General features: G+C 59.3%; 26 protein-coding genes. 11 read left to right on the top strand and 15 right to left on the bottom strand.

From position 1 onward, the window contains the following. Positions 1-67 precede the first annotated feature (67 nt). The 3 genes from ACQ4OB_RS09430 to ACQ4OB_RS09420 form a co-directional block, all read right to left on the bottom strand. Positions 68-496, bottom strand: coding sequence for a nuclear transport factor 2 family protein (locus ACQ4OB_RS09430; protein ID WP_430955577.1), 429 nt, complete (start codon positions 494-496; stop codon positions 68-70). A gap of 144 nt (positions 497-640) precedes the next feature. Continuing rightward, positions 641-1,213, bottom strand: a complete 573-nt coding sequence (locus ACQ4OB_RS09425; protein ID WP_430955576.1) for a chorismate mutase — start codon at positions 1,211-1,213, stop codon at positions 641-643. Positions 1,214-1,366: 153 nt separating this feature from the next. Then, positions 1,367-1,807, bottom strand: coding sequence for a phage infection protein (locus tag ACQ4OB_RS09420; RefSeq protein WP_430955575.1), 441 nt, complete (start codon positions 1,805-1,807; stop codon positions 1,367-1,369). Positions 1,808-2,044: 237 nt separating this feature from the next. On the opposite strand from ACQ4OB_RS09420, the gene ACQ4OB_RS09415 reads away from it, so the two are divergent. Next, the gene (locus tag ACQ4OB_RS09415) at positions 2,045-3,718 is read left to right on the top strand and encodes a hypothetical protein (RefSeq protein ID WP_430955574.1); all 1,674 of its coding nucleotides are present in this window, start codon (positions 2,045-2,047) and stop codon (positions 3,716-3,718) included. A gap of 25 nt (positions 3,719-3,743) precedes the next feature. After that, a complete protein-coding gene (locus ACQ4OB_RS09410; RefSeq protein WP_430955573.1) occupies positions 3,744-4,589 on the top strand; it encodes an AraC family transcriptional regulator in 846 nt (281 codons plus the stop codon). 45 nt (positions 4,590-4,634) lie between these two features. On the opposite strand, the gene ACQ4OB_RS09405 is transcribed toward ACQ4OB_RS09410, so the two are convergent. Further along, entirely contained in the window at positions 4,635-5,144 is a 510-nt protein-coding gene (locus tag ACQ4OB_RS09405) for a YkgB family protein (RefSeq protein ID WP_430955572.1), read from the bottom strand. 377 nt (positions 5,145-5,521) lie between these two features. Between ACQ4OB_RS09405 and ACQ4OB_RS09400 the strand changes: the two genes are divergently transcribed. The 3 genes from ACQ4OB_RS09400 (at position 5,522) to ACQ4OB_RS09390 (ending at position 8,907) form a co-directional block, all read left to right on the top strand. Next, positions 5,522-6,598, top strand: a complete 1,077-nt coding sequence (locus ACQ4OB_RS09400; protein ID WP_102616006.1) for an alpha/beta hydrolase — start codon at positions 5,522-5,524, stop codon at positions 6,596-6,598. 63 nt (positions 6,599-6,661) lie between these two features. After that, the gene (locus ACQ4OB_RS09395; protein WP_430955571.1) at positions 6,662-7,714 is read left to right on the top strand and encodes an alpha/beta hydrolase; all 1,053 of its coding nucleotides are present in this window, start codon (positions 6,662-6,664) and stop codon (positions 7,712-7,714) included. A gap of 17 nt (positions 7,715-7,731) precedes the next feature. Further along, on the top strand, positions 7,732-8,907 hold the full coding sequence (locus ACQ4OB_RS09390) for a (R)-mandelonitrile lyase (RefSeq protein ID WP_430955570.1): 1,176 nt from the start codon (positions 7,732-7,734) through the stop codon (positions 8,905-8,907). Here the strand turns inward: ACQ4OB_RS09390 and ACQ4OB_RS09385 are convergent. The 3 genes from ACQ4OB_RS09385 to ACQ4OB_RS09375 all read right to left on the bottom strand — a co-directional run bounded on the left by ACQ4OB_RS09385 (position 8,895) and on the right by ACQ4OB_RS09375 (position 12,030). Then, complete coding sequence (locus ACQ4OB_RS09385; RefSeq protein ID WP_430955569.1) at positions 8,895-9,788, bottom strand: LysR family transcriptional regulator; 894 nt, start codon at positions 9,786-9,788, stop codon at positions 8,895-8,897. The two genes, ACQ4OB_RS09390 and ACQ4OB_RS09385, sit on opposite strands and share 13 nt — an antisense overlap. A gap of 84 nt (positions 9,789-9,872) precedes the next feature. Beyond that, positions 9,873-10,367: a PaaI family thioesterase gene (locus ACQ4OB_RS09380; protein WP_430955568.1), complete on the bottom strand. Its 495-nt coding sequence runs from the start codon at positions 10,365-10,367 to the stop codon at positions 9,873-9,875. Between the two features lie 64 nt (positions 10,368-10,431). Further along, the gene (locus ACQ4OB_RS09375) at positions 10,432-12,030 is read right to left on the bottom strand and encodes a winged helix-turn-helix domain-containing protein (protein ID WP_102616011.1); all 1,599 of its coding nucleotides are present in this window, start codon (positions 12,028-12,030) and stop codon (positions 10,432-10,434) included. Between the two features lie 247 nt (positions 12,031-12,277). On the opposite strand from ACQ4OB_RS09375, the gene ACQ4OB_RS09370 reads away from it, so the two are divergent. The 4 genes from ACQ4OB_RS09370 to ACQ4OB_RS09355 all read left to right on the top strand — a co-directional run bounded on the left by ACQ4OB_RS09370 (position 12,278) and on the right by ACQ4OB_RS09355 (position 16,270). Then, positions 12,278-13,030 carry an SDR family oxidoreductase gene (locus ACQ4OB_RS09370; protein WP_430955567.1) on the top strand — a complete coding sequence of 251 codons (753 nt, stop codon included), beginning with the start codon at positions 12,278-12,280 and terminating at the stop codon, positions 13,028-13,030. Positions 13,031-13,071: 41 nt separating this feature from the next. Further along, positions 13,072-13,485 (top strand): cupin domain-containing protein, encoded by a 414-nt coding sequence (locus tag ACQ4OB_RS09365; RefSeq protein WP_430955566.1) that lies wholly within the window; start codon positions 13,072-13,074, stop codon positions 13,483-13,485. Between the two features lie 95 nt (positions 13,486-13,580). Further along, positions 13,581-14,678, top strand: coding sequence for an HlyD family secretion protein (locus tag ACQ4OB_RS09360; protein ID WP_102616013.1), 1,098 nt, complete (start codon positions 13,581-13,583; stop codon positions 14,676-14,678). Beyond that, complete coding sequence (locus ACQ4OB_RS09355; protein WP_430955565.1) at positions 14,675-16,270, top strand: MFS transporter; 1,596 nt, start codon at positions 14,675-14,677, stop codon at positions 16,268-16,270. Before ACQ4OB_RS09360 ends, ACQ4OB_RS09355 begins: the two co-directional genes overlap by 4 nt. 127 nt (positions 16,271-16,397) lie before the next feature. On the opposite strand, the gene phnE is transcribed toward ACQ4OB_RS09355, so the two are convergent. The 6 genes from phnE to ACQ4OB_RS09325 all read right to left on the bottom strand — a co-directional run bounded on the left by phnE (position 16,398) and on the right by ACQ4OB_RS09325 (position 21,459). Beyond that, positions 16,398-17,165 carry a phosphonate ABC transporter, permease protein PhnE gene (phnE, locus tag ACQ4OB_RS09350; RefSeq protein ID WP_074878033.1) on the bottom strand — a complete coding sequence of 256 codons (768 nt, stop codon included), beginning with the start codon at positions 17,163-17,165 and terminating at the stop codon, positions 16,398-16,400. Next, positions 17,162-17,989, bottom strand: a complete 828-nt coding sequence (locus ACQ4OB_RS09345) for a PhnE/PtxC family ABC transporter permease (protein WP_076027845.1) — start codon at positions 17,987-17,989, stop codon at positions 17,162-17,164. The genes phnE and ACQ4OB_RS09345 overlap by 4 nt, the downstream gene beginning before the upstream one ends. Continuing rightward, positions 17,983-18,780: a phosphonate ABC transporter ATP-binding protein gene (locus ACQ4OB_RS09340; protein WP_430955564.1), complete on the bottom strand. Its 798-nt coding sequence runs from the start codon at positions 18,778-18,780 to the stop codon at positions 17,983-17,985. Before ACQ4OB_RS09340 ends, ACQ4OB_RS09345 begins: the two co-directional genes overlap by 7 nt. Next, a complete protein-coding gene (locus ACQ4OB_RS09335; RefSeq protein WP_430955563.1) occupies positions 18,777-19,628 on the bottom strand; it encodes a putative selenate ABC transporter substrate-binding protein in 852 nt (283 codons plus the stop codon). The genes ACQ4OB_RS09340 and ACQ4OB_RS09335 overlap by 4 nt, the downstream gene beginning before the upstream one ends. A 135-nt stretch (positions 19,629-19,763) precedes the next feature. Continuing rightward, positions 19,764-20,567 carry a 2OG-Fe(II) oxygenase gene (locus ACQ4OB_RS09330; RefSeq protein WP_074878024.1) on the bottom strand — a complete coding sequence of 268 codons (804 nt, stop codon included), beginning with the start codon at positions 20,565-20,567 and terminating at the stop codon, positions 19,764-19,766. 82 nt (positions 20,568-20,649) lie between these two features. Then, positions 20,650-21,459 carry a glycosyltransferase gene (locus ACQ4OB_RS09325; RefSeq protein ID WP_074878021.1) on the bottom strand — a complete coding sequence of 270 codons (810 nt, stop codon included), beginning with the start codon at positions 21,457-21,459 and terminating at the stop codon, positions 20,650-20,652. A 326-nt stretch (positions 21,460-21,785) separates the two neighbouring features. Here ACQ4OB_RS09325 and ACQ4OB_RS09320 point away from each other — a divergent pair, with 326 nt between their 5' ends. Next, entirely contained in the window at positions 21,786-22,256 is a 471-nt protein-coding gene (locus ACQ4OB_RS09320) for an anti-virulence regulator CigR family protein (protein WP_074878018.1), read from the top strand. Between the two features lie 61 nt (positions 22,257-22,317). On the opposite strand, the gene ACQ4OB_RS09315 is transcribed toward ACQ4OB_RS09320, so the two are convergent. Further along, positions 22,318-22,752 carry a GFA family protein gene (locus tag ACQ4OB_RS09315; RefSeq protein ID WP_074878015.1) on the bottom strand — a complete coding sequence of 145 codons (435 nt, stop codon included), beginning with the start codon at positions 22,750-22,752 and terminating at the stop codon, positions 22,318-22,320. A gap of 42 nt (positions 22,753-22,794) precedes the next feature. Next, a complete protein-coding gene (locus tag ACQ4OB_RS09310) occupies positions 22,795-23,736 on the bottom strand; it encodes a carbon-nitrogen hydrolase family protein (protein ID WP_076027841.1) in 942 nt (313 codons plus the stop codon). A 103-nt stretch (positions 23,737-23,839) separates the two neighbouring features. On the opposite strand from ACQ4OB_RS09310, the gene ACQ4OB_RS09305 reads away from it, so the two are divergent. After that, entirely contained in the window at positions 23,840-24,523 is a 684-nt protein-coding gene (locus ACQ4OB_RS09305) for a winged helix-turn-helix transcriptional regulator (RefSeq protein WP_074878011.1), read from the top strand. Positions 24,524-24,539: the final 16 nt, after the last annotated feature.

Here is a 24,539-nt window from a genome sequence, read left to right as displayed (position 1 = left end):
CTGCTTTTCGCGCTCTATTTAACACCAAGCCGGGAACAGAGGCATCGTCCACGGCGATGCAACGTCTTCAGGCTTTGCTGGCCGCCAGGTAAGCGCCAAGGCGTTGCCCCATTTGCTCGCCCAAGGCTTGCAGGCCACTCAAGGGGCGGACCATCACCTCAAACTCAACGATTTTTCCTTGTTCGTTGAACCGGATCATGTCGATGCCCTTTAACGCTTTTCCGCTGACGTTGGCGCTGAACTCCAGGACGACGCTCAACCCGTCTGCGGTCGCCAGTTCCCGGTGGTAGACAAAATCCTCGAATACCTCGAGCACCGTGTTGAGAATCATCGAGACTACGGCTGCACCCGGGTAAGGCGTGTGAGCCATCGGGGAACGGAAAATCGCCTGTGGGTCCAGCAAACCTGGCAAGGCACTCAAGTCTCTCTTGGTGATCATGTCGTGCCATTGGTTCAGGGATTCTGCGGCTTTGGGATGCAGGTTCAGTTCAGACATTTCAACTCCGATGGTTGGCCATGTGAGATTCAATAGTGCCGCCAAGGCCGACTTGCGACCCTGCGGATGCACTAAAAGTAGCTCACAAAAAAGAAGAAGCCCGGCTGATCAGGCCGGGCTTCTTTTTAAAGACCATATTTAAAGTCACTGTGCAGCGACACACAGTTCACCGGTGGCGCGTATCAGTGCCTGACCATGCAGACCGTCCTTCACCAGTCGGGATCGTTCTTTGGCTAGCCAATTCGCGCACTGCGGGTCTTTGCGATAGGGCGCGAAGGCAGCGTATTGCTGCAACAGGCGGTTTTGCAGTTCATCGAGCTGTGGCCGGATTTGATTGGCGAGGTCTGGCCGCGGTGTGTCTGGCGCCTTGCCGGCCGCTCGCCATTGAGCCACCAGCCCGTACTGCACCAGCTTGTTGGCTTCAATTTGTGCGGCGATCAACTCGGCTACTTCGTCCGGGTCCAGTTTGCGCTCGACGGCCAGCTTCCTGGCGTTGGCGATGACCTGCGCTTCCCGGGCACTGTCCTGGATCGGTTTGCCACTGTCCCACTTGGTCAGCGCCACAAGATCAGCAATGCTCAGGCGCTCGTTCAACGTCACCAGCAGCGGTTGCAAGCTATCGGGCGCCGGGGAGTGCGCACTGGCCTGTGCGCTGTTGGCAAGTAAACCGAGGACAGCGCAGATCAGCAGTTGCGGTAAATGTGGGGAACGGGACATCGGCAAACCTCATTGGGTACAGGACTCACAATCAGGTGTTATGTATCACAGGTGCGGCGGAGGCATTAAGCAGGGATCGATTTATTTTGTGCACGAAAAAGCCCGGCTTGTCAGGCCGGGCTTTTCGTTGAGTGCTTCGGTAAAACTATTCATTTATGCCGCGCGGTTTTCGATCAGACGGTCGGAGCCACCTTCAGCGACGCGGTTCTCGATCAAGCGATCCGAACCACCTTCAGCAACGCGGTTTTCGATCAGGCGATCCGAGCCACCTTCAGCGACGCGACTTTCAATCAGACGATCCGAACCACCTTCAGCAACGCGGTTTTCGATCAGACGATCCGAACCACCTTCAGCAACGCGGTTTTCGATCAGACGATCCGAACCACCTTCAGCAACGCGATTCTCGATCAGACGATCCGAACCACCTTCAGCGACGCGACTTTCAATCAGACGATCCGAACCACCCTCGGCCACACGACTTTCAATCAGACGATCCGAGCCGCCTTCAGCGACAACCGGGTGAGCAGAGGTAGCGGCGAAAGCGTTAACTGCAAAAACCGAGAAAACAATGCTGAGAAGGATTTGGCGTTTCATGATGGTGTGCTCCGGGGTGTAGTTGTTTGGTGTGGGGCCGATGTTACGCCGCGGATTTTTTATGAGAACTTCATTGAATTGATGGTGACTATCGACGCCGGCAATGATCCTCCTGTCGTCGGCTCTGCCGCTCAGCCAGAACCGCGGGGGTATGCTGGACCTCTTGAACTGTCGAGGCTCGTCAGGTCCGCAAGGATTGCCTGCGAGGTTCCCTGCTCTGGTCGAGAGGATAAAGCGATGCACGACTATTACGATTTGGGCACCTACAGCCGCCCGGTGACGACCCACTCGCCGCAGGCCCAGCGCTGGTTCGATCGTGGCTTGGTTTGGTGCTACGGCTACAACCACGACGAATCCATACGCTGTTTCCACAAGGCGCTCGAACATGACCGCGATTGTGCGATGGCCTACTGGGGCATCGCTTACGCTTCGGGCCCCAACTACAACAAGCGTTGGGATGCCTTCATCGAACAGGAATTGAATGAGGCCGTGGCTCAGGCGCGACGGGCGACGCAAACCGCGCTGGCGCATATCGACGGCGCAACCCCGGTGGAACAGGCGCTGATCCGCACGCTGGAACAACGCTACCAGGCCGATCAGGCCAGCAGCCTCGACCAACTCTTCGCCTGGAACGATGCCTACGCCGCGTCCATGCGTGAGGTCTACAAAGCCTTTCCCGAAGATCCCGATGTGGTTGCGCTGTTTGCCGAGGCGATGATCGACCGCACACCCTGGCAATTGTGGGACCTGAAAACCGGTAAACCGGCACCGGGCGCCGACACGCTTGAAACGGTAGACGTGCTGGAACGGGCGCTACGGCGGATGGAACAGCAGGGCGATGCGCCGCACCCCGGCGTGCTGCACATGTACGTCCACACCCTGGAAATGTCGCCCTACCCGGAACGGGCATTGCGCGCCGGCGATGTCCTGCGTGACCTGGTGCCGGATGCGGGGCATTTGCGCCATATGCCGTCGCACATCGACGTACTCTGCGGTGATTACCGTGGGGCCATGGTCACCAACAGCCGGGCGATTCTGGCCGACAGCAAATATCTCGAACAGGAAGGGCCACTGAACTTCTACACCTTGTATCGATGCCACAACTACCACTTCAAACTCTATTCGGCGATGTTCCTCGGGCAATACCAACCGGCCCTGGAAGCCGCCGATCAGTTGATGTCGACCATCAGGGAAGAACTGCTGCGCGTGGAGCAGCCGCCCATGGCCGATTGGCTGGAAGGCTTCGTGTCGATGAAGGTCCACGTGCAGATCCGCTTCGGCAAATGGCAGGACATCCTCGCCACGCCGCTGCCGAACGATCAGGCGCTGTACTGCGTGACCACGGCGATGCTGCATTACGCCAGAGGCGTGGCGCATGCGGCCACCGGGTATATCGCCGCCGCAGAAGCCGAACAGCGTCTATTCCTCGAAGCCTGGACCCGAGTGCCGGACACACGCTACGTCTTCAACAATAAATGCACCGACATTCTGGCGGTTGCCGCAGGCATGCTGCGGGGGGAAATCGAGTACCGTAAGGGCAATTACGACGACGCCTTCGCCCACTTGCGCCAGGCACTGTCTCTGGATGACAACCTGCCTTACGACGAACCATGGGGCTGGATGCAACCGGTCAGGCATGCGTTGGGCGCGTTGCTTCTGGAGCAGGGCCGGGTAGAAGAAGCGTTGCAGGCCTATCGAGCCGATCTGGGCCTGGACAACACACTTAGCCGTGCGTCCTGGCATCTGGACAATGTGTGGAGCCTGCACGGGTATGTGGAATGCCTGAAACGGCTGGGCCAGGATGCCGAAGCGGCTGCCGCCCAGACGCGCCTTGCTCTGGCCATGGCCCGGGCGGATGTGGAGATCAAGGCCTCGTGTTTTTGTCGGGTTGGGGCGGGGTGTTGTCAGTGATGCTCGAAAGCGCCGGAGGTTGCCTATGGATCGTTTGTCTACGTTGTTGTCGCAGTTCGGCGTGCGCGCGAACCTGTTTTACAACGGCAATCTTTGCGGCATGGCGTCATACGATGGCGCTGACCAGCGCGGTCATATTCACCTGCTGCAGGCAGGTAGCGTCACGTTGCAGGGGGCTGATCGCAAGGATCTGCTGCTCACCCAACCCAGTCTGATTTTTCTGCCACGCCCAAGTCGGCATCAACTGTTCGCCGGTGAGCCCGAGGGGGCTCAGCTCTTGTGTGCGTCGATGAAGTTTGAGGGCGGGGTCGATAACCCGTTGTCCGCTTCGTTACCCGATTGTCTGGTGCTGTCCCTGGATGAGCTCCCGCTGCTGGCCGATACACTGAAATGGATGTTCAGTGAGGCGGCAGGCGCACATTGTGGCAGGGAAGCAGCGCTTGATCGTTTGTTCGAACTACTGATCATCTTGTTGTTTCGGCATCTGCTCGACCATCACCAGTTGCGGACCGGAATGATGGCTGGACTGGCCGATATGCGGCTGGCGCGCTCGCTGGTGCAGATGCACAACGCACCGGATCGGGCCTGGTCGGTTGCAGACCTTGCGAGCGAGTCGAACATGTCGCGTGCTGCCTACGCCGTGCATTTCCGGGCCGTTATAGGGCAGACCCCGGCAGATTATCTGTTGAGTTGGCGTATCAGTCTGGCGCAGAAGCGCCTGCGTGAAGGGCGCCCGATTACGCTCATCGCGGCCGAGGTCGGTTATGAAAGCCCTTCGGCACTTGCCCGCGCGTTTCGTCGCAAAACGGGCTACAGCCCTCGGGACTGGATGAAAGATTTGGCAGGAGAGGGTGATGGGGCAATGGCCTGAAAGCATCGAACTGCTTCAGGCCATTCCAGGAGGGGAGTCATCGGTTTAACGGTTTTCCAGCTCAGTCAGAGAGTGGCCGGCCACGAATACAGACGCGGCAAGCAACCCGATGTCTTTAAGGAGAAACTGACCCGGCGCAACCGTAATAGCTGGAAAACCCAGGCCGGGTTCAATCACGCCAGGCGTCGAAAACATAAAGCTCAAGGTGGTGAAAAACAATCCGGCAGACAACGCGCCACCGATCAATGAAAACTTGGGTGAGAGCAGGCGACCTGCAATCAGCACACCGATCGAGACCTCCAGAACGCCGAGCAAACTGGAGAAAGTATCGACAATGAAAATGTCATAAACCCACCCCAGGAAAGGGCTGTTGCTCACCAGCGGGACCAAACCCTGTGCTTCGTAGTGCGTGAACTTCATGCCGCCGAACCAGAAGTAAATGACGGCGAGCGCAAAGTAAGCACCGTAGGTTCCCAACGCCATGGTTTTAATCCCGAGCGTTGAATTGTTAGGTGCGTTGTTGGTTCTGTAGTTCTCAATGCTTAAGGTTTTCATGATCAAGGCTTCCAGGAGTGTGGGGACGAACGCTATTCAGCAGCCCAACGCGGTTTACGTTGGGAGTGAGGACAGTGTTGCCTTTGATTCCACGCTCGTGGCTTCTGAACGTATTGCGTTCAGTGCAGATCGTCTTGACTCACTGCAGGTCTGGAAAGAGAAGGGCGGCTTCCCGGCCTCGAGGGTGCGCCAGGGTTTTTTGTGAGGAACGGTGTTCATTCAAGCAGGCTGTCGTGAGGCGATCGCGGAACCGAAGCGAGGCATGCCGATTTCGAATTCATGTGTTTCTGGTATCAGTGCTATGTGATTGGCATGGTTTATCGATTAATGATTGACGGGTAATTTGCTGCTCTGCGATATCAAATCGAGAGCAAGCCATGACTCAGTGCTTTATCCGCCAATGCATACCTGCCGTTTGTTTCGCTTTATGCACCGCTGCATTCGCCGATGGCTCTGATCGCCCACCACTGGTCATCAAGGATCAGGGAAGCGTGATTGCCGGCGGCAGGCAGATCACTCAGCCAGGAACTTTTGATCCCTACAATCCGACCAGGACTGATGGCCAAACCATTCACGGCGATCATGTTTATGCGTTTTATCAGGTTCCGGTCGAACCTCGTCCGCTGCCAATTCTCATGCTGCATGGCGCTGGGCAATCGGCGAAGTCCTGGGAGACAACGGCTGACGGCCGTGAAGGGTTTCAAAACATTTTCCTGCGTCGCGGTTTTTCTACGTACTTGATTGATCAGCCGCGCCGTGGCGACGCGGGACGCAGCCTCGTTGAAACGACGATCAAACCGGTGGCGGACGAGCAACTATGGTTCAACCAGTTCCGCATCGGCCTATGGCCCGAGATCTTCGAGGGCAGTCAGTTTCCGCGCGGCGAGGCGGCACAAGAGCAATTCTTCCGTTCGATGACACCCAACACTGGGCCCTACGACATTGATGTCGTATCCAATGGCATTGGCGCTCTGCTGGAAAAGACGGGGCCGGCCATTTTGTTCACCCATTCCCAGGGCGGTGGCCCCGGTTGGATGGCGGCGATCAAAAGCCCTAACGTGCGGGCCATTGTGGCATTCGAACCGGGCAGCAGCTTCGTGTTCCCGGAGGGGGAGGTGCCCGCGCCAATTCCCAGTGCGTTCGACACCCTCTCGGGCCAGGCCGTATCCAGCGAACAGTTCAAAGCGCTGACTCGAATCCCCATCGTGATCTTCTATGGCGACAACATCCCCGACCAACCGGTTCGATTACCTGCCCAGGACAGTTGGCGCGCGCGGCTTGAGATGGCGCGCCTGTGGCGGGATACGGTGAACCGTCATGGTGGTGACGTCAGGCTCGTTCACTTGCCGCAGATCGGGATCAAGGGCAATAGCCACTTCCCGTTTTCGGACATGAATAACGTTGAGATCGCGGATCTGGTTTCGAAATTTCTCGCTGAAAAGAAACTGGATTGATTCAGTGCGCGGCGAAGTCAGCCGCGCCTCTCACACGCATGAAGGGTCAGGAGTATTCCTAGGATGAGAACCACGCTAAAAGCTACTTTGATGGCCGCCATGATCGGGATTTCGGGTGCCGAAGTCGGGGCTGCGGATTACAAGCAGAACCCATTTACATTGACCTACAGTGACGCGTTGATGAAGAACGAGCCGGGCAAGGTCAACATCCACCCGGTGAGCTATAAGCTCAATGGCCTCGACATTTCCGCCAACGTTTACACCCCGGCAAACTATGACGCGGCGAAAAAATACCCGGTCATCGTCGTAGCGCACCCCAATGGCGGGGTGAAGGAGCAGGTCGCGGGTCTGTATGCCCAGCGATTGGCCAATCAGGGCTACATCACGATCACGGCGGATGCGGCGTATCAAGGCGCCAGTGGCGGTGAACCGCGCAACGTCGACAAGCCGGCGCATCGGATCGAGGACATCCATGGCATGGCAGACTTCATCGCCCGTTATCCCGGGGTCGACAGCGCACGTCTGGGCCTGCTCGGTATTTGCGGTGGTGGCGGCTATTCATTGGCGGCGGCGCAAACCGACAAGCGCTTCCAGTCGATTGCGACGTTGAGCATGTTCAACTCAGGATTGGTTCGGCGCAATGGCTATCAGGATTCGCAAGTGGCCACGATCCAGGACCGCTTGCAACAGGCCTCGGCCGCCCGGGCACAGGAAGCGGCAGGGGGTGAAATACGTTATACCGGCGATGCCAAACTGAGCGATGAGCAGATCGCCAAACTGCCGTTTGATCTGTATCGGCAAGGTTTTGAGTATTACGGCAAGACCCACGCCCATCCGAACTCGACGTTCAGATACACCTTGAGCAGCCTGTTGGATCTGATGAGCTTCGACGCCACCGACCAGATCGAACTGATCGACAAGCCGTTGCTGATGATCGCGGGCAGCAAGGCCGACAGCCTTTATATGTCGGAACAAGCCTTTGCCAAGGCTACTGGTACGAACGACAAGCACTTGTTCAAGATTGAAGGGGCGACCCATATCGACACTTATTGGGTGCCTGCTTATGTGGACATCGCCATGGATCAGCTGACCGCGTTTTACGCCAGAACGCTGTGAATCGAGGGGCAATCATCATGAACAAAACCCTTTTAGGCATTGCGATGTGCGCCGCGACGCCCTTCGCCAGTGGCGCCGGCCAGGCTGACACTATCAGTGAGTCACTGACCACTCAGCAGATCCGCCGTTCAGGCACACAGGCGTCGTCCGTTGGGTCGGCGGATTATTTCTCGGGACGGGTGCGCGTCGACCCTCTATTTCCCGCATCCAGTGAAGTCAATGCCTCAGGCGCTTACGTTACTTTTGAGCCGGGTGCGCGTTCGGCGTGGCACACCCACCCGGCGGGTCAGCGCTTGATCGTCGTTGCCGGCATCGGATTGACCCAGGAGTGGGGCAAACCAGTGCAGGAAATCCGTTCGGGGGACGTCATCATCTGCCCACCGGGCGTCAAGCATTGGCACGGTGCGGCGCCCTCCAGCGCTATGACGCACCTGGCTGTAACCGGAGCGGTGGACGGCAAGAGCGTGCAGTGGCTGGAAAAAGTCACCGATGTTTACTACCGCGCGCAAAGCATGGAACAGCCGACAGCGGTGGACGTCGAGTCTTCTGCTGCGCAGAGTTTGTCCGCCAAACAGCAGGCGATTCCGTTGATTGCAGCCGCCATGGCCACGAGCAACATGTCCGGGCTCAATACAGCCTTGAATCAGGGACTGGATGCAGGCCTGAGCGTCAGCGAGGCGAAGGAGATTCTGGTTCAGCTTTACGCCTATAGCGGTTTTCCACGCAGTCTCAACGCGCTTGGCGAACTGATGAAAGTGGTGGAGGCGCGCAAGCAACGCGGCGTGCAGGATGATCCGGGGCGCGAGCCCGGTCGCGTCATTCCCACCGGGGACGAGCTGCTGGCGGTCGGTAAGGCCAATCAGACGCGCATTGCCGGTGCACCCGTCCAGGGCCCATTGTTTGACTTCGTCCCGGTCATCAATCAGTACTTGCAGGCGCATCTGTTCGGCGACATCTTCGAGCGTGACAACCTGGACTGGCAAAGCCGTGAACTGGCGACGGTTGCAGCGCTGGCAGCTACACCCGGTGTGGAATCACAACTGCGCTCGCACATGGCTGCCAGCCTGCGGGTCGGCTTGAGCGCTTCGCAGTTGCGTCAACTGATTCAGCTGCTGGCCGACCAAGGCGATGCCGCTGCGGCCAAGCGTGCCGGCGAAGCGTTGGACAGTGTGCAGGCCAATCAACCCACGTAGCGCAACGCTTCGCGCAGCAAGGTGAAGGCCGGTGAACTCTGGCGCCGGCTCGGATAGTAGAGGTGGTAGCCAGAGAACGGTTCGCACCAATCTTCGAGTACGCGAATCAACCGACCTTGCGCCACCTGTTCCTTCACCAGATCCTCCGGCATATAGGCCAACCCCAACCCTTGGAGGGCGGCCTCCAGGCGCATGGCGATGTTGTTGAACACCAGTTGGCCTTCGACCCGGACTTTCAGTTCTTGTCCGTCCTTCTCGAATTCCCAGAGGAAGAGACCGCCATGCGTCGGCATGCGCAGGGTGATGCAGTTGTGCGCCATGAGATCACCCGGGATAACCGGCTTCGGGTATCGGAGGAAATACGCCGGGGATCCAACCACCGCCATGCGCATGTCCGGGCCGATGCGCATCGCAATCATGTCCTTGGCCACCTGTTGGCCCAGTCGTACACCGGCGTCGAAACCTTCCGCCACGATATCGGTAAAGCCGTAGTCGACGATGATTTCGATATTGAGATCGGGATTGTCAGGCAACAACCTGGAGAGAGCGGATTGCAGGATCGTGATTGCGCAATGCTCGCCAGCGGTGATGCGCAATTTACCTGCCGGCTTGTCCCGAAACTCACTGAGCAATGCCAGTTCGTTATCGATCTCTTCGAATCTCGGGGCAATCACCCTGAGTAAATGCTCACCTGCTTGCGTCGCAGATACGCTGCGAGTAGTGCGAGAAAGTAGCCTGACGCCCAGGCGATCTTCCAGCTGACGCATCGCCCGGCTCAAGGCCGGTTGTGACATACCGAGTTTGGCAGCGGCGCGGGTGAAACTGCGCTCCTGCGCCACCGCCGAGAAGATCGCGAGTTGGTCATAACGCTCAGTGGTCATTGATCCGCACCTGTTATAAACAGTTTGCGATTATGCCATCTGCGTAACTAATCGTCCGATCCACAGCGCTTGGGTGAAGGCAACCTACCGACTATGAGCAACCGCTGCCAATTGCTCGGTATCCACACGAACAAAAACGGAGTCACCAACAGCCGTCAGCACATCCCCGGCGTAGACCTCACAGATGACGCGAGTTTTGCGGCCGACTTCACCTTCGACTTTCGCACGCAGGGTCAGCGGTACACCCATCGGTGTCGGTTTGATGAACTTGATGCCAAGGTTGCCAGTGACGCAATTGATGCGGGGGAGGCTCCCGACTTCGCGGTGTTCCGTGCGGTAGTGGTAAGCCATCGCGGTCCAGTTTGAATGGCAGTCAACCAGCATCGCTATCAGCCCGCCGTAAACCAGGTCCGGCCAGCCGCAATACTTGGCATCAGGCAAGTGCTCGGCGATGACATGCACGCCGTCCTCATGCCAGACGCTCTTGATGTGAAGCCCGTGCGGATTACTGCTGCCGCAGCCGTAACAAACGCCTTCCGGTGCGGCGGTGTCTTGCAGGGAGATGTCGAGCCTGGACATACCGAGGTCATCCTTAAAAATGTGAATCAAACGTGTCGGATTTTAACGCTGCAATCGGCCGCGGTCACTCGGGCAAACCGGCCAGTCGCAGTCCGTCCGCGAAGCGCGATAGGTCCTCGGGCCGTTGGATGGGCAGCCAGTCCTTCAGGTTGGAGACGCGCAACGAGGGTTCCAGCTCGTGCAGGCGCTGTATCGCCTGCTTCGCTTTGTCCATTCGCCCGCTGAGCGCATGACTGGCCGCCATCAGGGCAACGGAGGGCAGGAGGGTGGGCAGGTTCCCCAGCGCTTTCTCCGCCCAGGCCGAGGCGGCATCGAAGTGCCCTGCGAAGAAATTAGCGAGGGCCATTCCCACCTGCATCCGGAACATTTCCGGATCCAGCGGACTCAAGCGAACGGCGTGGGTCAAATTCTCAATCGCTTCGTCTGTTTCACCGCGCAGTGCGCGCAGGATACCGCCCAGGTACCAGGCGGGGGCGAGGTTGGGATTGAGCAGGCGTGCCCTGTCGAGCAGGGCAATGCCGCCATCGACATCGCCAGCGAGATGGGCAAGCGCATGTCCGCCTCGCGTCAGCGCCACTGCATCATCCCGGCCGAGTGTCACCGCCAGGCGCGCAAGCCGTATGCCTTCGGCGATCTCTCTAGTCCGATCGCTCATCCAGCCATTCAACTTGCGCCAGAAATGGCACCAGGCTGCCATGCCATAGGCCGACGCAAATTCCGGGTCGAGCTCGATGGCCTTGTAGAACATCGGCAGCGCTACCTCGACGGCTTCCCGGGTGCCGCTGTGCAGTTTTGCCATGCCGCGCAGGTAATAATCGTAGGCGTCCAGGCTATCCGTCGGTTTACGCTTGGCGCGTTCGATTTCCGCCCGTTCCAGCTGCGGCGAGATGGCGCCGACGACGCTTTCGGCGATTTGATCCTGCAGCTCGAAGATGTCGTCGAGCAGGCCTTCGAAGCGCTCCGCCCAGATATGCGTCCCGTTTGTCGCGTCGATAAGCTGCCCGGTGATGCGTACCTTGTTTCCGGATTTGCGCACGCTGCCTTCCAGCACGTAGCGCACGCCGAGTTCCTGGCCGACGCCTTTGACGTCCACCGCGCGGCCCTTGTAGGTGAAGCTCGAATTGCGGGCGATGACGAACAGCCAGCGGATACGCGACAGGGCGGCGATGATGTCCTCGACCATGCCGTCGGCGAAATACTCCTGCTCCGGGTCGCCGCTCAGGTTGTGGAAGGGCAGGACGGTAATGGAGGGTTTGTCCGGGAGGACGAGCGAGGAGGGCGGTGCTTGCTTCGGCTCCACGGACGCGATTTCGCCAGCGCCAGGCCCGTCAGGCTGTCGTGCTCCGTCGATCTCGTCGACCGTGATCTCGCCGACGAAGCGGTAGCCTTTGCGGGCGACCGTGCGCACCAATCGCTGTTCCTCGCCGCTATCGCCGATGGCCTTGCGCACCGCATTGATGTGGCTGGTGATCGTCGATTCCGAGACGATCCGGCCGTTCCACACCGCCTTGAGCAGGTCGTCCTTGCTGACGACGCGATCGCGGTTGTTGACGAGCTGCAGCAATAGATCGAAGGCCTGTGGACCGACGGCCACGACGTGACCGCGCAAGGTCAGTTCCCGGCGCTCCTGATCGAGCACGTAGTCTTCAAACACGAATGGCAAGGCGTGTATCCCCTGGTCGAGCGCCCTCGACTCCGTGTCAGAGCTAGCGATAAGTACGAGGTGTCGATAATACGGCAGCGTTTGATCCGCTGCACCGTCCGCAGGCGATGCCCGTCCATTGGACAAAAAACCAAGCTTGCCTGAAGGCAAACTCAAGGCCGGCACAAGGACTTCCCGCACGCGCGCGCGCACTCTCTTTCTACGTCGACAGCAATGGTTGCCGTCGAGAAGCGAAGGAAGAGAACCCATGAAGATCGTCGTCATCGGAGGCACCGGCCTCATTGGATCGAAACTTGTGCAGAACCTGCGCGAGCGCGGTCATGACGTGCTCGCCGCCGCGCCCAGTACGGGCGTGAACAGCATCACTCGCGAAGGCCTGGCCCAAGCAATGGATGGCGCTGAGGTTGTCGTCGACGTGGCGAACGCGCCGTCGTGGGAAGACCAGGCGGTCCTCGATTTCTTCGAAACGTCGAGCCGTAACTTGCTGGCTGCGGAAGTTGCCGCCGGTGTTCGTCATCACGTTGCCCTGTCGATCGTCGGTAGCGAACGGCTTCCCGAGAACGGCTATTTCCGGGCCAAGGTCGCGCAGGAAAACCTGATCAAGGCGTCCGGCATTCCTTACACCCTCCTGCGTGCCACGCAGTTCTTCGAGTTTGTCGGCGGTATCGCGCAGTCGGCGACTGTCGGCGAGGAGATTTGCCTGTCGCCGGCGCTAATCCAGCCGATGGCGTCCGACGACGTGGTGGCGGCGTTAACCGATGTCGCGCTGGCAGCGCCAATCAATGGCACGGTCGAAGTCGCCGGGCCCGAGGCCATGCCGCTCGACGAACTGGTCAGGCGCTTTCTGCGGGCCACTCAAGACACCCGCAAGGTCGTACCGGACGTGCATGCGCGCTACTACGGCGCTGTGCTCGATGATCAATCGCTGACCGCCGGCAAGAACGCGCGCCTGGGCACAATCCGCTTCGAAGACTGGCTCGCTCAGTCGACGGCCGGGTAACGGGCCGCGACGTCACAACTCACACCACAAGGAGAATTGTCATGTTTACCCGATACCTCTTGGCCGCTACGTTTGCAGCTCTCTCGATCAGCGCAGTGTCGGCCGCTGAACCGCCCGCCGGCAAGGTGACGGTCGTGTTTGACCGTCCCATTCCCAACATCCCTGGCAAGAGCATGAAGGGCGTCGTCGTCGAGTATGGGCCGGGCGCCGCGTCGCCGTCCCACACCCACCCGAAAACGGCCTTCATTTATGCAACGGTCCTGGAAGGCTCATTTCGCATCAAAATCAAAGGCGAGCCGGAAAAGATCTACAAGGTCGGCGAAAACTTCGTAGAGGAGCCGGGCTCCGTGCACGAAGTCAGCGCCAACGCCAGCGACACCGAACCCGCACGCCTGTTGGCCGTGTTTGTCCTCGACACCGATAAAACGCCGCTGGTTACGCCTATTAAAAAGTGAGCCAATCACGCGCTCATAAATGCTCGACAGCCGGGCGGCAGGTCACAGCCGCCCGTGGCTGCTGCAGTCCCAGGCATTGAACAGGAAAAGACAACATGAACGCGCTTCAGGACAAGGCCGCCATTGCCACCGGCGCAAGCGCCGAGATCCCTGATGGGGTGGCACGGCAAAGCAAGAAAAAGAAGATCGGCATCCTGCTGTGCATCAGTGCCGTGGTGGTCCTGGCTGGCGGATGGGCCATGGCGCTTTCGAGCGGTGCGACCTCCACCGATAACGCTTATGTGCGCGGCGACGTGACCTCGCTCGCCGCCAAGGTTGCCGGCTATGTCACTGCGGTTGAGGTCGAGGACAACCAAACCGTCCGGGCCGGTGACGTCCTGTTCCGTATCGATGATCGGGACTATCGCGCACGGCTGGCGCAAGCCGTGGCCAATGTCAGCGCTGCCCAGGCTCGCCTGACCCATGTCGATGCAGAAACCCAGCTTCAGCGTGCCCTGATTCGACAGGCCGAAGCCCAGAGACGCTCGGGCGTGGCCGAGATGAATCTGGCGAACAAAACCCATGATCGCAGCCGCAAACTGATCCTCAGCAACGCAGTCAGCCAAGCCCTCGTCGATGAAAGCGACGCGGCACGATTGAGAGCCGAGGCGACGGTCTCCGGCGCTTCCGCAACGGTCGAGGCGCAACAGCAACGCATCGCCGTCCTCGTGGCGGAGCGCGAATCTGCCGTCGCTGCGGTGACGCAGGCGCAAGCCGCACGCGATCTCGCCCAGATTGATCTCGACAGCACCGTGGTACGCGCACCGGTTGATGGCGTGGTCGGTAACCGTCAGGTTCGCATCGGCCGCTTCGTTACGACGGGCGTTGCCTTGCTCGATATCGTGCCGGTCAACGACGTATGGGTTGTGGCGAATTTCAAGGAAACCCAGCTCGAACAAATCCGCCCCGGTCAGCGCGTGCGTATCACGGTTGACGGCTACCCCAGCGGGGCACTTGAAGGCGTGGTCGACAGCTTCGCGCCGGGTAGCGGGTCGGCGTTCAGCCTGCTCCCCACCGACAACGCGACCGGCAACTTTGTGCGTGTCGTGCAGCGCGTTCCGGTGAAGATCCGGCTTGTCCACAACCCGTTGCCGGGCCGCATCGTGCCGGGCCTGTCCGCCCGTGTCGAGGTTGCGCACGGGGAGGGATCATGAGCGCGGATTCCTGCGCGACGCGGAGCAACACCAGCGTTACGGCCGGTGTCTTGCTCATGATGGGCATCGTGCTTGCCACGCTGACGGAGGCGATCGCCAGCACCATTCTGTCGCTCGGACGCGGCGACATTATCGGCGACACCTATGCAACGCCTGATGAGTTCGCCTGGCTGGATATTGGCTACACTGCGCTCAAGCTGATTGGGTTCATGACCGCGCCTTGGCTGCTGACGCGATTTAATCCACGACAGGTGATCATCGGCGCAACCCTGGTCATGGGCTTGGCATGTGGCATTGCCGCTATCACGGCTCGACTGGACCTGCTGGTCGCGCTTCGGGTTGTTCAGGGCTTCGCTGGCGGCACCCTGCTGGTCGGGGGGCAGGCAATCATATTTCGCGCCTTTGCGCGATCCCATCAACCCATCCTTCAAGCCCTGTTTGCCATGGGGGCCGTTGTTGCGTCAGCGACGCTCGCCCCGGCCCTTCAAGGGTGGTTGATCGATAGCCAGTCCTGGACATGGATTTTCTTCAGTGTTGTTCCGCTGGCCCTGGCGGCGAGCGGATTTCTGCTGATCGCAGACGGCCCGATGCCAGCCAAGGTCCGGCACCGTCCGTTTGATTGGGTCGGCTTCGCGCTGATCGCTGCCACGCTGTTCTGCTTCACGTACGTTCTCAGCCAGGGCAGCCGATGGGATTGGTTCGAAGAGCCACGCATTCTCTGGCTGAGCGTTATCGGCACAGCCGCGCTGCTGGCATTTCTCGGCCAACAAGTGTTGGCCAAAGGCCAAGGTCTGTTCGACTTCACCCTATTCAAATCGAGCGATTTTTCCTTCGCCTTTATCGTCAGTTTTGTCGCCGGCGCCGCCTTGTTCGGCAGCGCGTTTTTGATCCCGGCATTCGCCCTGTCGGTCCTCGCATTCAGGCCTACCGATGCCGGCCTGCTGCTGTTGCCCAGTGGCGGGTTTTTTATCGGTGGACTGCTCATATCGGCTTATCTCATGCAGGTTCGCCGCGTTCCGCCGGTCGCCACGGTGCCCTTTGGAATCCTGATGATCATGGTCGCGATGTGGATGCTGTCCGGTTCGACCAGCGAAAGCGGCACGGCCGACATGATGGCCGCCATCCTGCTGCGCGGTCTGGGCCTTGGCTTCCTGTTTCTATCGATCACGCTAATCGCATTCAGCGACCTCAACCGCCGAAACCTCGCCTGCGGAATAGGCCTGTTCAATACGGGGCGCCAGTTGGGTGGTCTGATGGGCGTCGCAGGACTCCAGACACTGATCGATCATAACGTGTTCGCCAATGCCGTGGTCCTCGGCGCCAACGTTACCCCGGGAGGGGCCGCGCTCATCGAAAGGCTGACGACCACGACAGCCATGCTGACGGGGAAAGGGATGGATGCAGCGGCCGCCGGCCGTGCAGCGGTGAGCCTCCTGGGCCGGGTCGTGTCAGGTCAGGCCACTGTGATTGCCTTCGACACAGCATTTATCGCTGTTGCCCTGCTTTTTGTAGTCGCCGCGCCCATCCTGGTTGGCATCAAGATCGGACTTTCGAAATACGCGAAAGCACGCGCTGCGCGAACCTTGGCGTGAGGCTTCACCACTGAAGCTTCGTGCCAGCGCATTGTTCTCGCTGTCACGATGGTCAGCATGGCCCAGTTCGGGCCGCGAATGGTTGGCTTAGTTTGGAACAACGTTGCCATCCAGTTCTGCTTAGCCGTCAGGCCTTCACCCAGCGTTGCCGGCTCCAGCTGCTCAATGTGTCGACGGCCAATACCAGCAACAGCATCGCCACAATCACCGTGCTGGCTTGAGCTTCCTGGAACAGGCTGAGGCTGACATAGAGCATTTGCCCCAAACCACCGGCGCCGACGAAGCCGAGCACGCTGGCCATGCGGATATTGTTTTCCCAGCGGTACAGGGTGTAGGCCAGTAGCTGGGGCAACAGGTTGGGCAATGACCCGTAGCAGAACGCCGATAGGGCATTGCCGCCCTGCAAGCGGATGGCTTCGGCCGGTTCGGGTGGGGTGTTTTCCAGTGCTTCGGCGAACAGCCGGCCGAGTACGCCGGTGGTATGCAGGGCCAGGGCTAGGGTGCCGGCATTGGGGCCGAGCCCTGCGGCCAGGACCATCAGCGCAGCCCACACCAGTTCCGGAACCGCGCGCAAGGCGTTGAGCACCAGACGCGATGCGCTCTGCAAAGGCCAGCCAAAGCGCCCGGCCGCAGGCAATGCCAACAGCAGGCCAAATACCGCCGCGAGCAGGGTGCCCAGGGCGGACATGGCGATGGTTTCCAGGGCGCCGTGGCCGATGGCTTGCAGATGGCTCGCGCTCAGGTCCGGGCTGAGAAAGCGCTGCGCATAAGCGCCCATCTGCTTCAGATTACCGCTGCCACCGAGCTCGCCGAGGTCGATGCCCAAGTAGATGAACGAGGCGACCACCGCTGCGCCGATACACAGGAGCAGCACCAGGTTGATCAGGCGATTCATGCCAGCCTCCAGCGCAGCAGACGGCTGAGTTGATCGGCGAGCAGTACCAGCACGAGAAACGTCAGTAACAAACTGGCCACTTCACCGCCGGCGAACATGCGTAATGACAAATCCATTTGCTGGCCCAGACCGCCGGCACCGACGAAGCCCATCACCACCGAGGCGCGGATGGCGCACTCCCAGCGATACACGGTGTACGACAGCAGCTCGGCTGCGACATTGGGCAGGATCCCGTAGAAAAAGGCCGCGAGCCGACCGCTGCCAGCCTGCAATAGCGCGTGGGCCGGACGCTGGTCGACCGACTCGAAAATTTCCGCGTAGACCTTGCCCAACATGCCGCTGTAGGTAATGGCAATGGCCAGCACCCCGGCCGTCGGGCCGAGGCCGACGGCGCGCACGAACAAAAGCGCCCAGACGATCTCCGGCACGCTGCGCAGGAAGATCAGTAAACCGCGGACCGGCCATCGCAGCAGTTGGCCCCAATAACTCGGGTGGCCGGCTCGGGAGGCAGCAGACAGCGACAACGCCCGACTGGCCAGCAGGCTGGCGGGGACGGCCAACAGCAACGCCAGGGCCATGCCGGCGGTGGCGATGGCCAGGGTCTGCAAGGTAGCTTGCACTAACAGTTCAATGAATTCCTCGCCATGGGCCGGTGGCCAGAAGGCTGAGACAAACCGGCCCATCTCGCTCTGACTGTCGCTCGCCACCAGCACACTGAGGTCCAGCTCGCTGAAGTGGATGCCCGGCCACAGCAAAACAAGGGCCAGCAAGGTGAGCAGCAGGCGGGGCCGGGTGGCCGGATCTCGGGTATCACGGGTCAGCATCGGGGAATCTGCACACTCAAGGGCGCCGGAGTAATCGGTGGAGATTGCAGTTGTTCGTTGGCGTAAAGCTTGTCGAGCAACTCGCGGTCGACTTCGCTGGCTGCAAGGTCGAACAGTATCTGTCCATCACGCAAGCCGATGATCCGCGAAAAGTGCGCCAGGGCCAGCTCCACTGCATGCAGGCTGGCGACCAGGGTGACGTTGTGTTGCCGGGCATGGCGACAGAGCACTGAAAGCGTGTGCTGGGCCAACACGGGGTCCATGGCCGATACCGGCTCATCGGCCAGCAACACCTCAGGTGCTTGATACAACACCCGGGCAATGCCCACGCGCTGGAGCTGTCCGCCGGACAGTTGCTGACAATGGGCGAACAACTTGTCGCTGAGGTCCAGCCTGTCCAACGCCGCACGTGCGCCCGGAATATCCACTGGACGCAACAGGTTCAGCAGACTTTTGCCCAGGCTCCACTGACCCAGTTTTCCAGCCAGAACCGCAGTGACCACGCGCTGGCGCGGGGGCAGCGGGGGCGCTTGATGGATCAGGCCGATGCGCGCACGCAGACGCTGACGCTGACCGGCAGACAGCTGCCAGGCGCGCTCGCCGAGCACTTGCAGCTCACCGTTATCCGGTCGCAGGGCGGTGGCCAGCAGGTTGAGCAGGCTCGACTTGCCCGCGCCGGACGGACCGATAATGGCGACCTGTTCGCTGGCACCGATGTGCAAGTCCACGCCACGCAACGCCTTGACGCCGTTGGCGTGGGTAAGGTTGACCTGGGTCAGATGCAACGTCATTTGAGCAGGTCGGCAGCGCGTGCGGCTTCCTCGATGCCCTTGTAGTTCTCGGGTTTGGTTTCGATGAAGCGGCTGGCAGCCTGCAGATCCAGAATCTCCTTGTCCTTAGGGGTCGCCGGATCGAGGGCCAGGAACGCTGCCTTAATCTTGGCCGCCAGTGCCGGGTCAAGGGTCCCGCGCACCGTCCAGTTGTAGTCGAAGTAGGCTGGCGTGGTCGCAAACACCTTGACCTTGGTGGTGTCGACCTTGCCGGCGGCGACCAGTTTTTCCCACACGCTGGCGTTTAGAACCCCGGCGTCCACCTTGCCGGCCTGGACCCAGGCGACGGTAGCGTCATGGGCGCCGGAATAGCCCACGCGGCTGAAGTAGGTTTCCGGCTTGATGCCGTCCTTCAGCATGAAATAGCGCGGCATGAGACTGCCCGACGTGGATGACACCGAACCGAAGGCGAAGGTCTTGCCCTTGAGATCGGCGAGGGACTTGACGGCCGGGTCGGCGGTGATGAATTTGCTGGTGAACTGGGCGTCCTGTTCACGCTGCACCAGCGGAATGGCATTGCCGGTTTTCAGGCGCGCCTGCACGAACGTGAAGCCGCCCAGCCAGGCCATATCGATTCGGTCGGTCGCCAGCGCCTCGACCACGGCCGGATAGTCGCTCACGGGAACGAACTCGACCTTCATGCCCAATTGCTGTTCCAGGTAGGCGCCCAATGGCTTGAACTTGCGCAGCAGTTCGGTCGGGGCCTCATCGGGAATCGCACTGACTTTCAGGGTGTCGGCGGCCTGCGCCAACAGGGTGCAAAAAGACAGCGTCACGCCGACAGCCAATGCCAGGGTACGGTTGAGCATGAAAGATTCTCCGGTGCATTAAAGCAAAAATGTCGATACGCCAAGTGCAAGCCAATTGCTGCGTGGCGCCGTGTGAGGGTATACGAAATGGAGCGGAATTGACCGTTTCTGGCTGGCGCCAGCTGCTTTCGCAGCCTAGTTTTTCTTCTTGATCAGTTTGCCCAGGTAGTATTTCAGGCTTAAACGATCTTTGGGCCTTGGCTTGTAGTGGGTTTTATTTCTTTGTGCGGGATCGATCACCAGGGTGCCTGCGGTGTAGTAATACAGCGCGATGGACCGGCGCGTGATGTGCTCTGGAGTGGTTAAAGGCTCTGGGTGCCCATGGTTGCTGTCTTTGTCTGTATTGAAAATGACACACCGGTTGTAAATGGGCAGGACTTTTTTAAGGCAGGTCTTCATGTCGACATCCCAAAGTTCCAGGTTGCCGCCGTATTCCTCTCGCCAGTCTTCATTTAGATAAATGATGATGTTCAGTCTTCGCTCAACTTTAAGCTTTTTGTTAAGCCTGAAGTCCGAGTGTACCCCCAGGAAGCCGCCGCTTTTCGTTTCATGCAGGCCGCCACCCGTAAAGTAAGGGTCGGGTATCAAGCCTTCGATGCCTGTGAGCTTTTCGAGAAACTGCAACATGGGGGCCGAGTTGAAGGCGTTGAAAACCGTCTTCAAAAAGGGGGCGCATTCGTTGGGGCTGATTTGACGTTTTCGTTGACCTTTATAGCCGCGCTCATAAAGCATTTCGTTGTTGGTTGGCTCAACCGGGAAGTGCGAGCAGATACGCGCAATCAGCTCTTCATCCAGGAAATTATCGATGACGATGTGCGGGAATGGCGCAGCCTGAATATAGTGACTGGCCAACGAAGAACCCAAGGCACTGGCGGCGTTCTGATCGAAATCAAGCTCCGGGGAGAGGGTCATGGGTAGTGCTTGAGGGATGGGTGCCATTACCGCTCCAATACTTGATTTAAAGACCTGTGGGTGACTTTAGGCAGCGTCCGGTGCACTGCTCGTTGTGCCTCTTCGCGGCTTAACTTTTGCTGGCCTCTTTTTTCACGCGTGCAAGGATATCGTTGTACATTTTGGTTCGTCTATGGGTCTTTCCATAGCCGCCAGCCGCTGCGACAGTGCCAGACTGCATGTGGTCCAGATAACTGAAGATTTTACGCGGTGATAACATTTCAACGACATAGCCAAGCTCGGTCATGCGGTCCTGGAGGGTATAGCCCGGCACCCGATCATCCATCAAAAAATGCATGTTGTGCTGTTTGATGAGCTTGCAGTTCCACAGTGTGCAAAAACTCTTCAGGTAGACTTCTTTGTACGGTCTGGGGTCTCTGGAACGTAATCCCATGGAGATTTTCAAACGTCTGAAATGGTGTTGGAATAATCGTGAGCTAAAGCGCCAAAGTGTCCTGGTCGTGCCACGATTTATTTGCTCGACACAACCGACGGCTACAGTTTTCGGGTTTTTTAGACATTTGTTCAGCATCATCGAAAAAACATTTTTATCGAAAATAAAAGTGTCAGTGTGCAGAAGAAATAAATAATCAGTTTCAACTCGCTGTAAAACCAGGTCGAGCGCTTTGCCGTGCGCGATGTGCCCAGGTTCTGGTTCGGGACTGGAACGCTCGATTAAGTTTATCCAGTCAAGGGTTCGTAAGTACTCAGTGCTTTCGTCGGCAGAGTAGTTATCAACTACCCATATCGGGATATTGTGGCTGCCCACATGCTGGTGCAATAGTTCCAGGCATATCTTGGTTATTTCTGGTGTTTTGTAATTGACTATAACTATGCTGAAAGTTTTAGAGTTATCGGCCAGAAAGCTCGTGGTGTTCATCGTTCAGGGCCCAATGATGTTGCATGTTGTTGTAGAAATATCCGGGCTTCATCGTATTAGGATCTGTTCTGAGGGTAAACCTCCGGGACTTAATTCGTTACATGTTCCCCGCTAGTTATCCCCCGTACGCACAGCCCGGTCAAGTACAGCCGTTGCTGTAGATGGGCGGCAATCGTTGCTTGCTACACGCCTTCACGGCTGTCATGCAAGGCCTCGATGATTGTCCTGATTTCCTGTGGCTTGGATGTCGATGTGAGGAAATAGAAGCTCACATCACCGATAGCGTCTAAATTACAGAGATGTCCCGCCACCCTGAAGGAACGACCATGCTCAAATCTCGCTCATTGATTGCAGCTATTACCTGCCTTGCGCTGGTTTCCGGTTCAGTGACTGCATTGGCTGATCCTGGTAATGGAAAAGGCCAGGGAAACGGCAAGGGAAACCCGCAAAACAGCCAGGATCATGGCAACCAGGGAGGTCAGGGCGGCAAAGGCAAAAACTCCGGGGGCGGCGATTGGGATAATGGCCCAAGCATTAATCACGGCAGTATTCTTGGCGTAATAGGCGGATATCGGGACTACTGGAGCCCCGGACCTGCATTGCCACCTGGCATTCAAAAGAACCTCGCGCGAGGCAAGCCGCTTCCCCCAGGGATTGCCAAAAAACTGGACGGTCGGTTGCTTGGCAGGCTGCCTCACTATGATGGGTATGAATGGCAGCAAGTCGGCACCGACTTGATATTGGTCGCGCTGGCGACCGGGCTCATCTATGAAGTGCTCAACGGTGCTTTTGATTAATGGGCATGATCCCTATGCCCATGAAATTGCCGAGTTGCTGCCTGAGAGGTGGCAACCGGGGCTATTCGTCCACGCTGATGCCCGAGCCCCCAAGTTCGTTGGGGACGTCCTTCAGCTTGGGCAGTCCATCCTTGATGCGCAGCACGGTCTCCTGATAGTGGACGTGAACCCCCGGCGAATACGCCAGATCCGGGATGACCGCGGCATACACATCGATCAGCCCCATCTCCGGGTGGTCAGTGAAGAGGTGCCCGCCGCAGGTCTTGCACCACTTGCGATAGCTGCGCGGGGTCTTGTTGTAGGTGCCGATGTTGTCAGCACCCCGAGTCACTTGCACCGCCTCGGGTTTCCATAGCGTGAAGGCATTGACCGGCCCCGCTGACCAATGCCGACACGACTCGCAATGGCAATAACCCATCCCAACCGGTTCGCCACTAACGGTGAACTCGACTGCGCCGCAAAAACAACTGCCCTGGTAAGACCGTTCAATGCTCATGGCATGACTCCTTGATCAATGGTCAGGCGATACCGCCTGCTTTCACTCATCGATGTAGCGCACCGCTGTCGTCGGCGTGCGCCGCACCTGCAGTTCGAAAATGTCAGGACGCGCGTAATGCCCGGTGACGTCGAGTGCCCGCCGCGCGGGTGCCACGAGTGAGACGTCGATGTCCGCATACAGAATGCCCGCCTCTTTGTGTAATGGACCGGCCACGACCCGGCCTTGAGGACTGACCACCACCGAGTCGCCGTCGTTGATCCATTCCTCCAAATCGGGAAACAGTTGCGCACGAGCCGGGAAGTCGTCGGGGATGTCACTGCCACGCAGCACGCTGCCGCTGCCGAGCACCCAACAGCGGCCTTCGAGCGCGATATGACGCATCGTGCTGATCCAACCCTCGCCTGTGTCGTACGTGGGAGCGACGTAGATTTCCACCCCTTGTGCATACAGAGAATAGCGTGCCAGTGGCATGTAGTTTTCCCAGCAGATGAGCGCACCCACGCGGCCGACTGGAGTGTCGACCGTACGCAAACCCGAGGCATCACCGAAACCATGCACCATGCGCTCGGGGTTGGTAGGCATCAGCTTGCGGTGGCGGTTGAGTACTTCGCCGTTGGTGCCGATAACGACTACGCTGTTGTAGAGCGTGCCGCCGCCATTGCGCCGGTCGCATTCATTGATGCCGCACACGATCGTCACGGCATGAACTCTGGCGGCCTCGCACAATTCGCTCAGGTCGCCGTTGCTGATATCGACGGCGTTGGCCAGCAGCCGTGTGTGCAGCTGGCCCATGACAGCCCCGTCTTTTCCCGCCGCCAGTCGCCAGATCCAGGACGGGTAACCGGGAATGTACGATTCGGGCAAAACGATCAGCGAGGCACCCGCTGCCGCCGCCTCGGCGACCGATTGCACGGCCCGGGCGATGGTCGCGCTGCGATCTAGCAGCACGGGCGGGCGCTGAATGATGGCTACCTTGGTCATGGCGTGCTCCTTTGGTATTTGGCTTTCGAGGTTTCAGCGTGCGCGTGGCGAAGTGGCAGCGCTAGTTCAGAATCTGAAGCGTTTTTAATTGCGGAGCGCAGGCATGGACGATAGCTACGGTCAGTTCTGTACGGTCGCACGCGGCGCTGAAGCACTGTGCGAGCGCTGGACACCTTTGGTCGTGCGCGAGTTGTTGTGCGGCAGCAAGCGCTTCAATGAACTGCACCGCGGCGTGCCACGAATGTCCACCAACCTGTTGGCACAACGCCTGCGGCATTTGGAAGAGATCGGCGTCGTGCGCCGCACGGCCACCGGCAAAGTCTGGGAATACAGCCTGACGGAGGCGGGCGAGGAATTGCGCCCCATCATCATGGCGCTGGGGCATTGGGGCGCGCGCTGGATTGGCAGTCGCCTTCGCGATGACGAACTCGACGCGGGCCTGCTCATGTGGGACGTGCGCCGGTTCGTGCGCATCGAGACGTTCCCGTCCTGGCCGGTGGTCATCCAGTTCAAGTTCCGCGACGCGAGGCCCGGCGAGCAAGCGTGGTGGCTCGTGGTTGAGCAGGGCGTGGCAGACTTGTGCCGCGACGACCCCGGCCGCGAACTGACGCTCGTCGTCGACTCCAGCGTGCGCGCGTTGACCGAGGTGTGGACGGGCGACCGCACACCGCGCGAGGCTCTGCAGTCGCAAGAGCTGCGTGTGGATGGCGCGGTGAAGGATGCGCAAAGCTTGTGGCGCTGGCTTGGCACGAGCGCATTCGCGGGAACCCGAAGTGCTGCACGCTAGCGCCGCTTATATCCGT

The organism is Pseudomonas sp. ES4 (genome assembly GCF_050586665.1).
GTDB classification, from domain to species: domain Bacteria; phylum Pseudomonadota; class Gammaproteobacteria; order Pseudomonadales; family Pseudomonadaceae; genus Aquipseudomonas; species Aquipseudomonas frederiksbergensis.
Note: the sequence above shows the minus strand (reverse complement) of the source record. Positions and strands in the feature narration are given on the sequence as shown.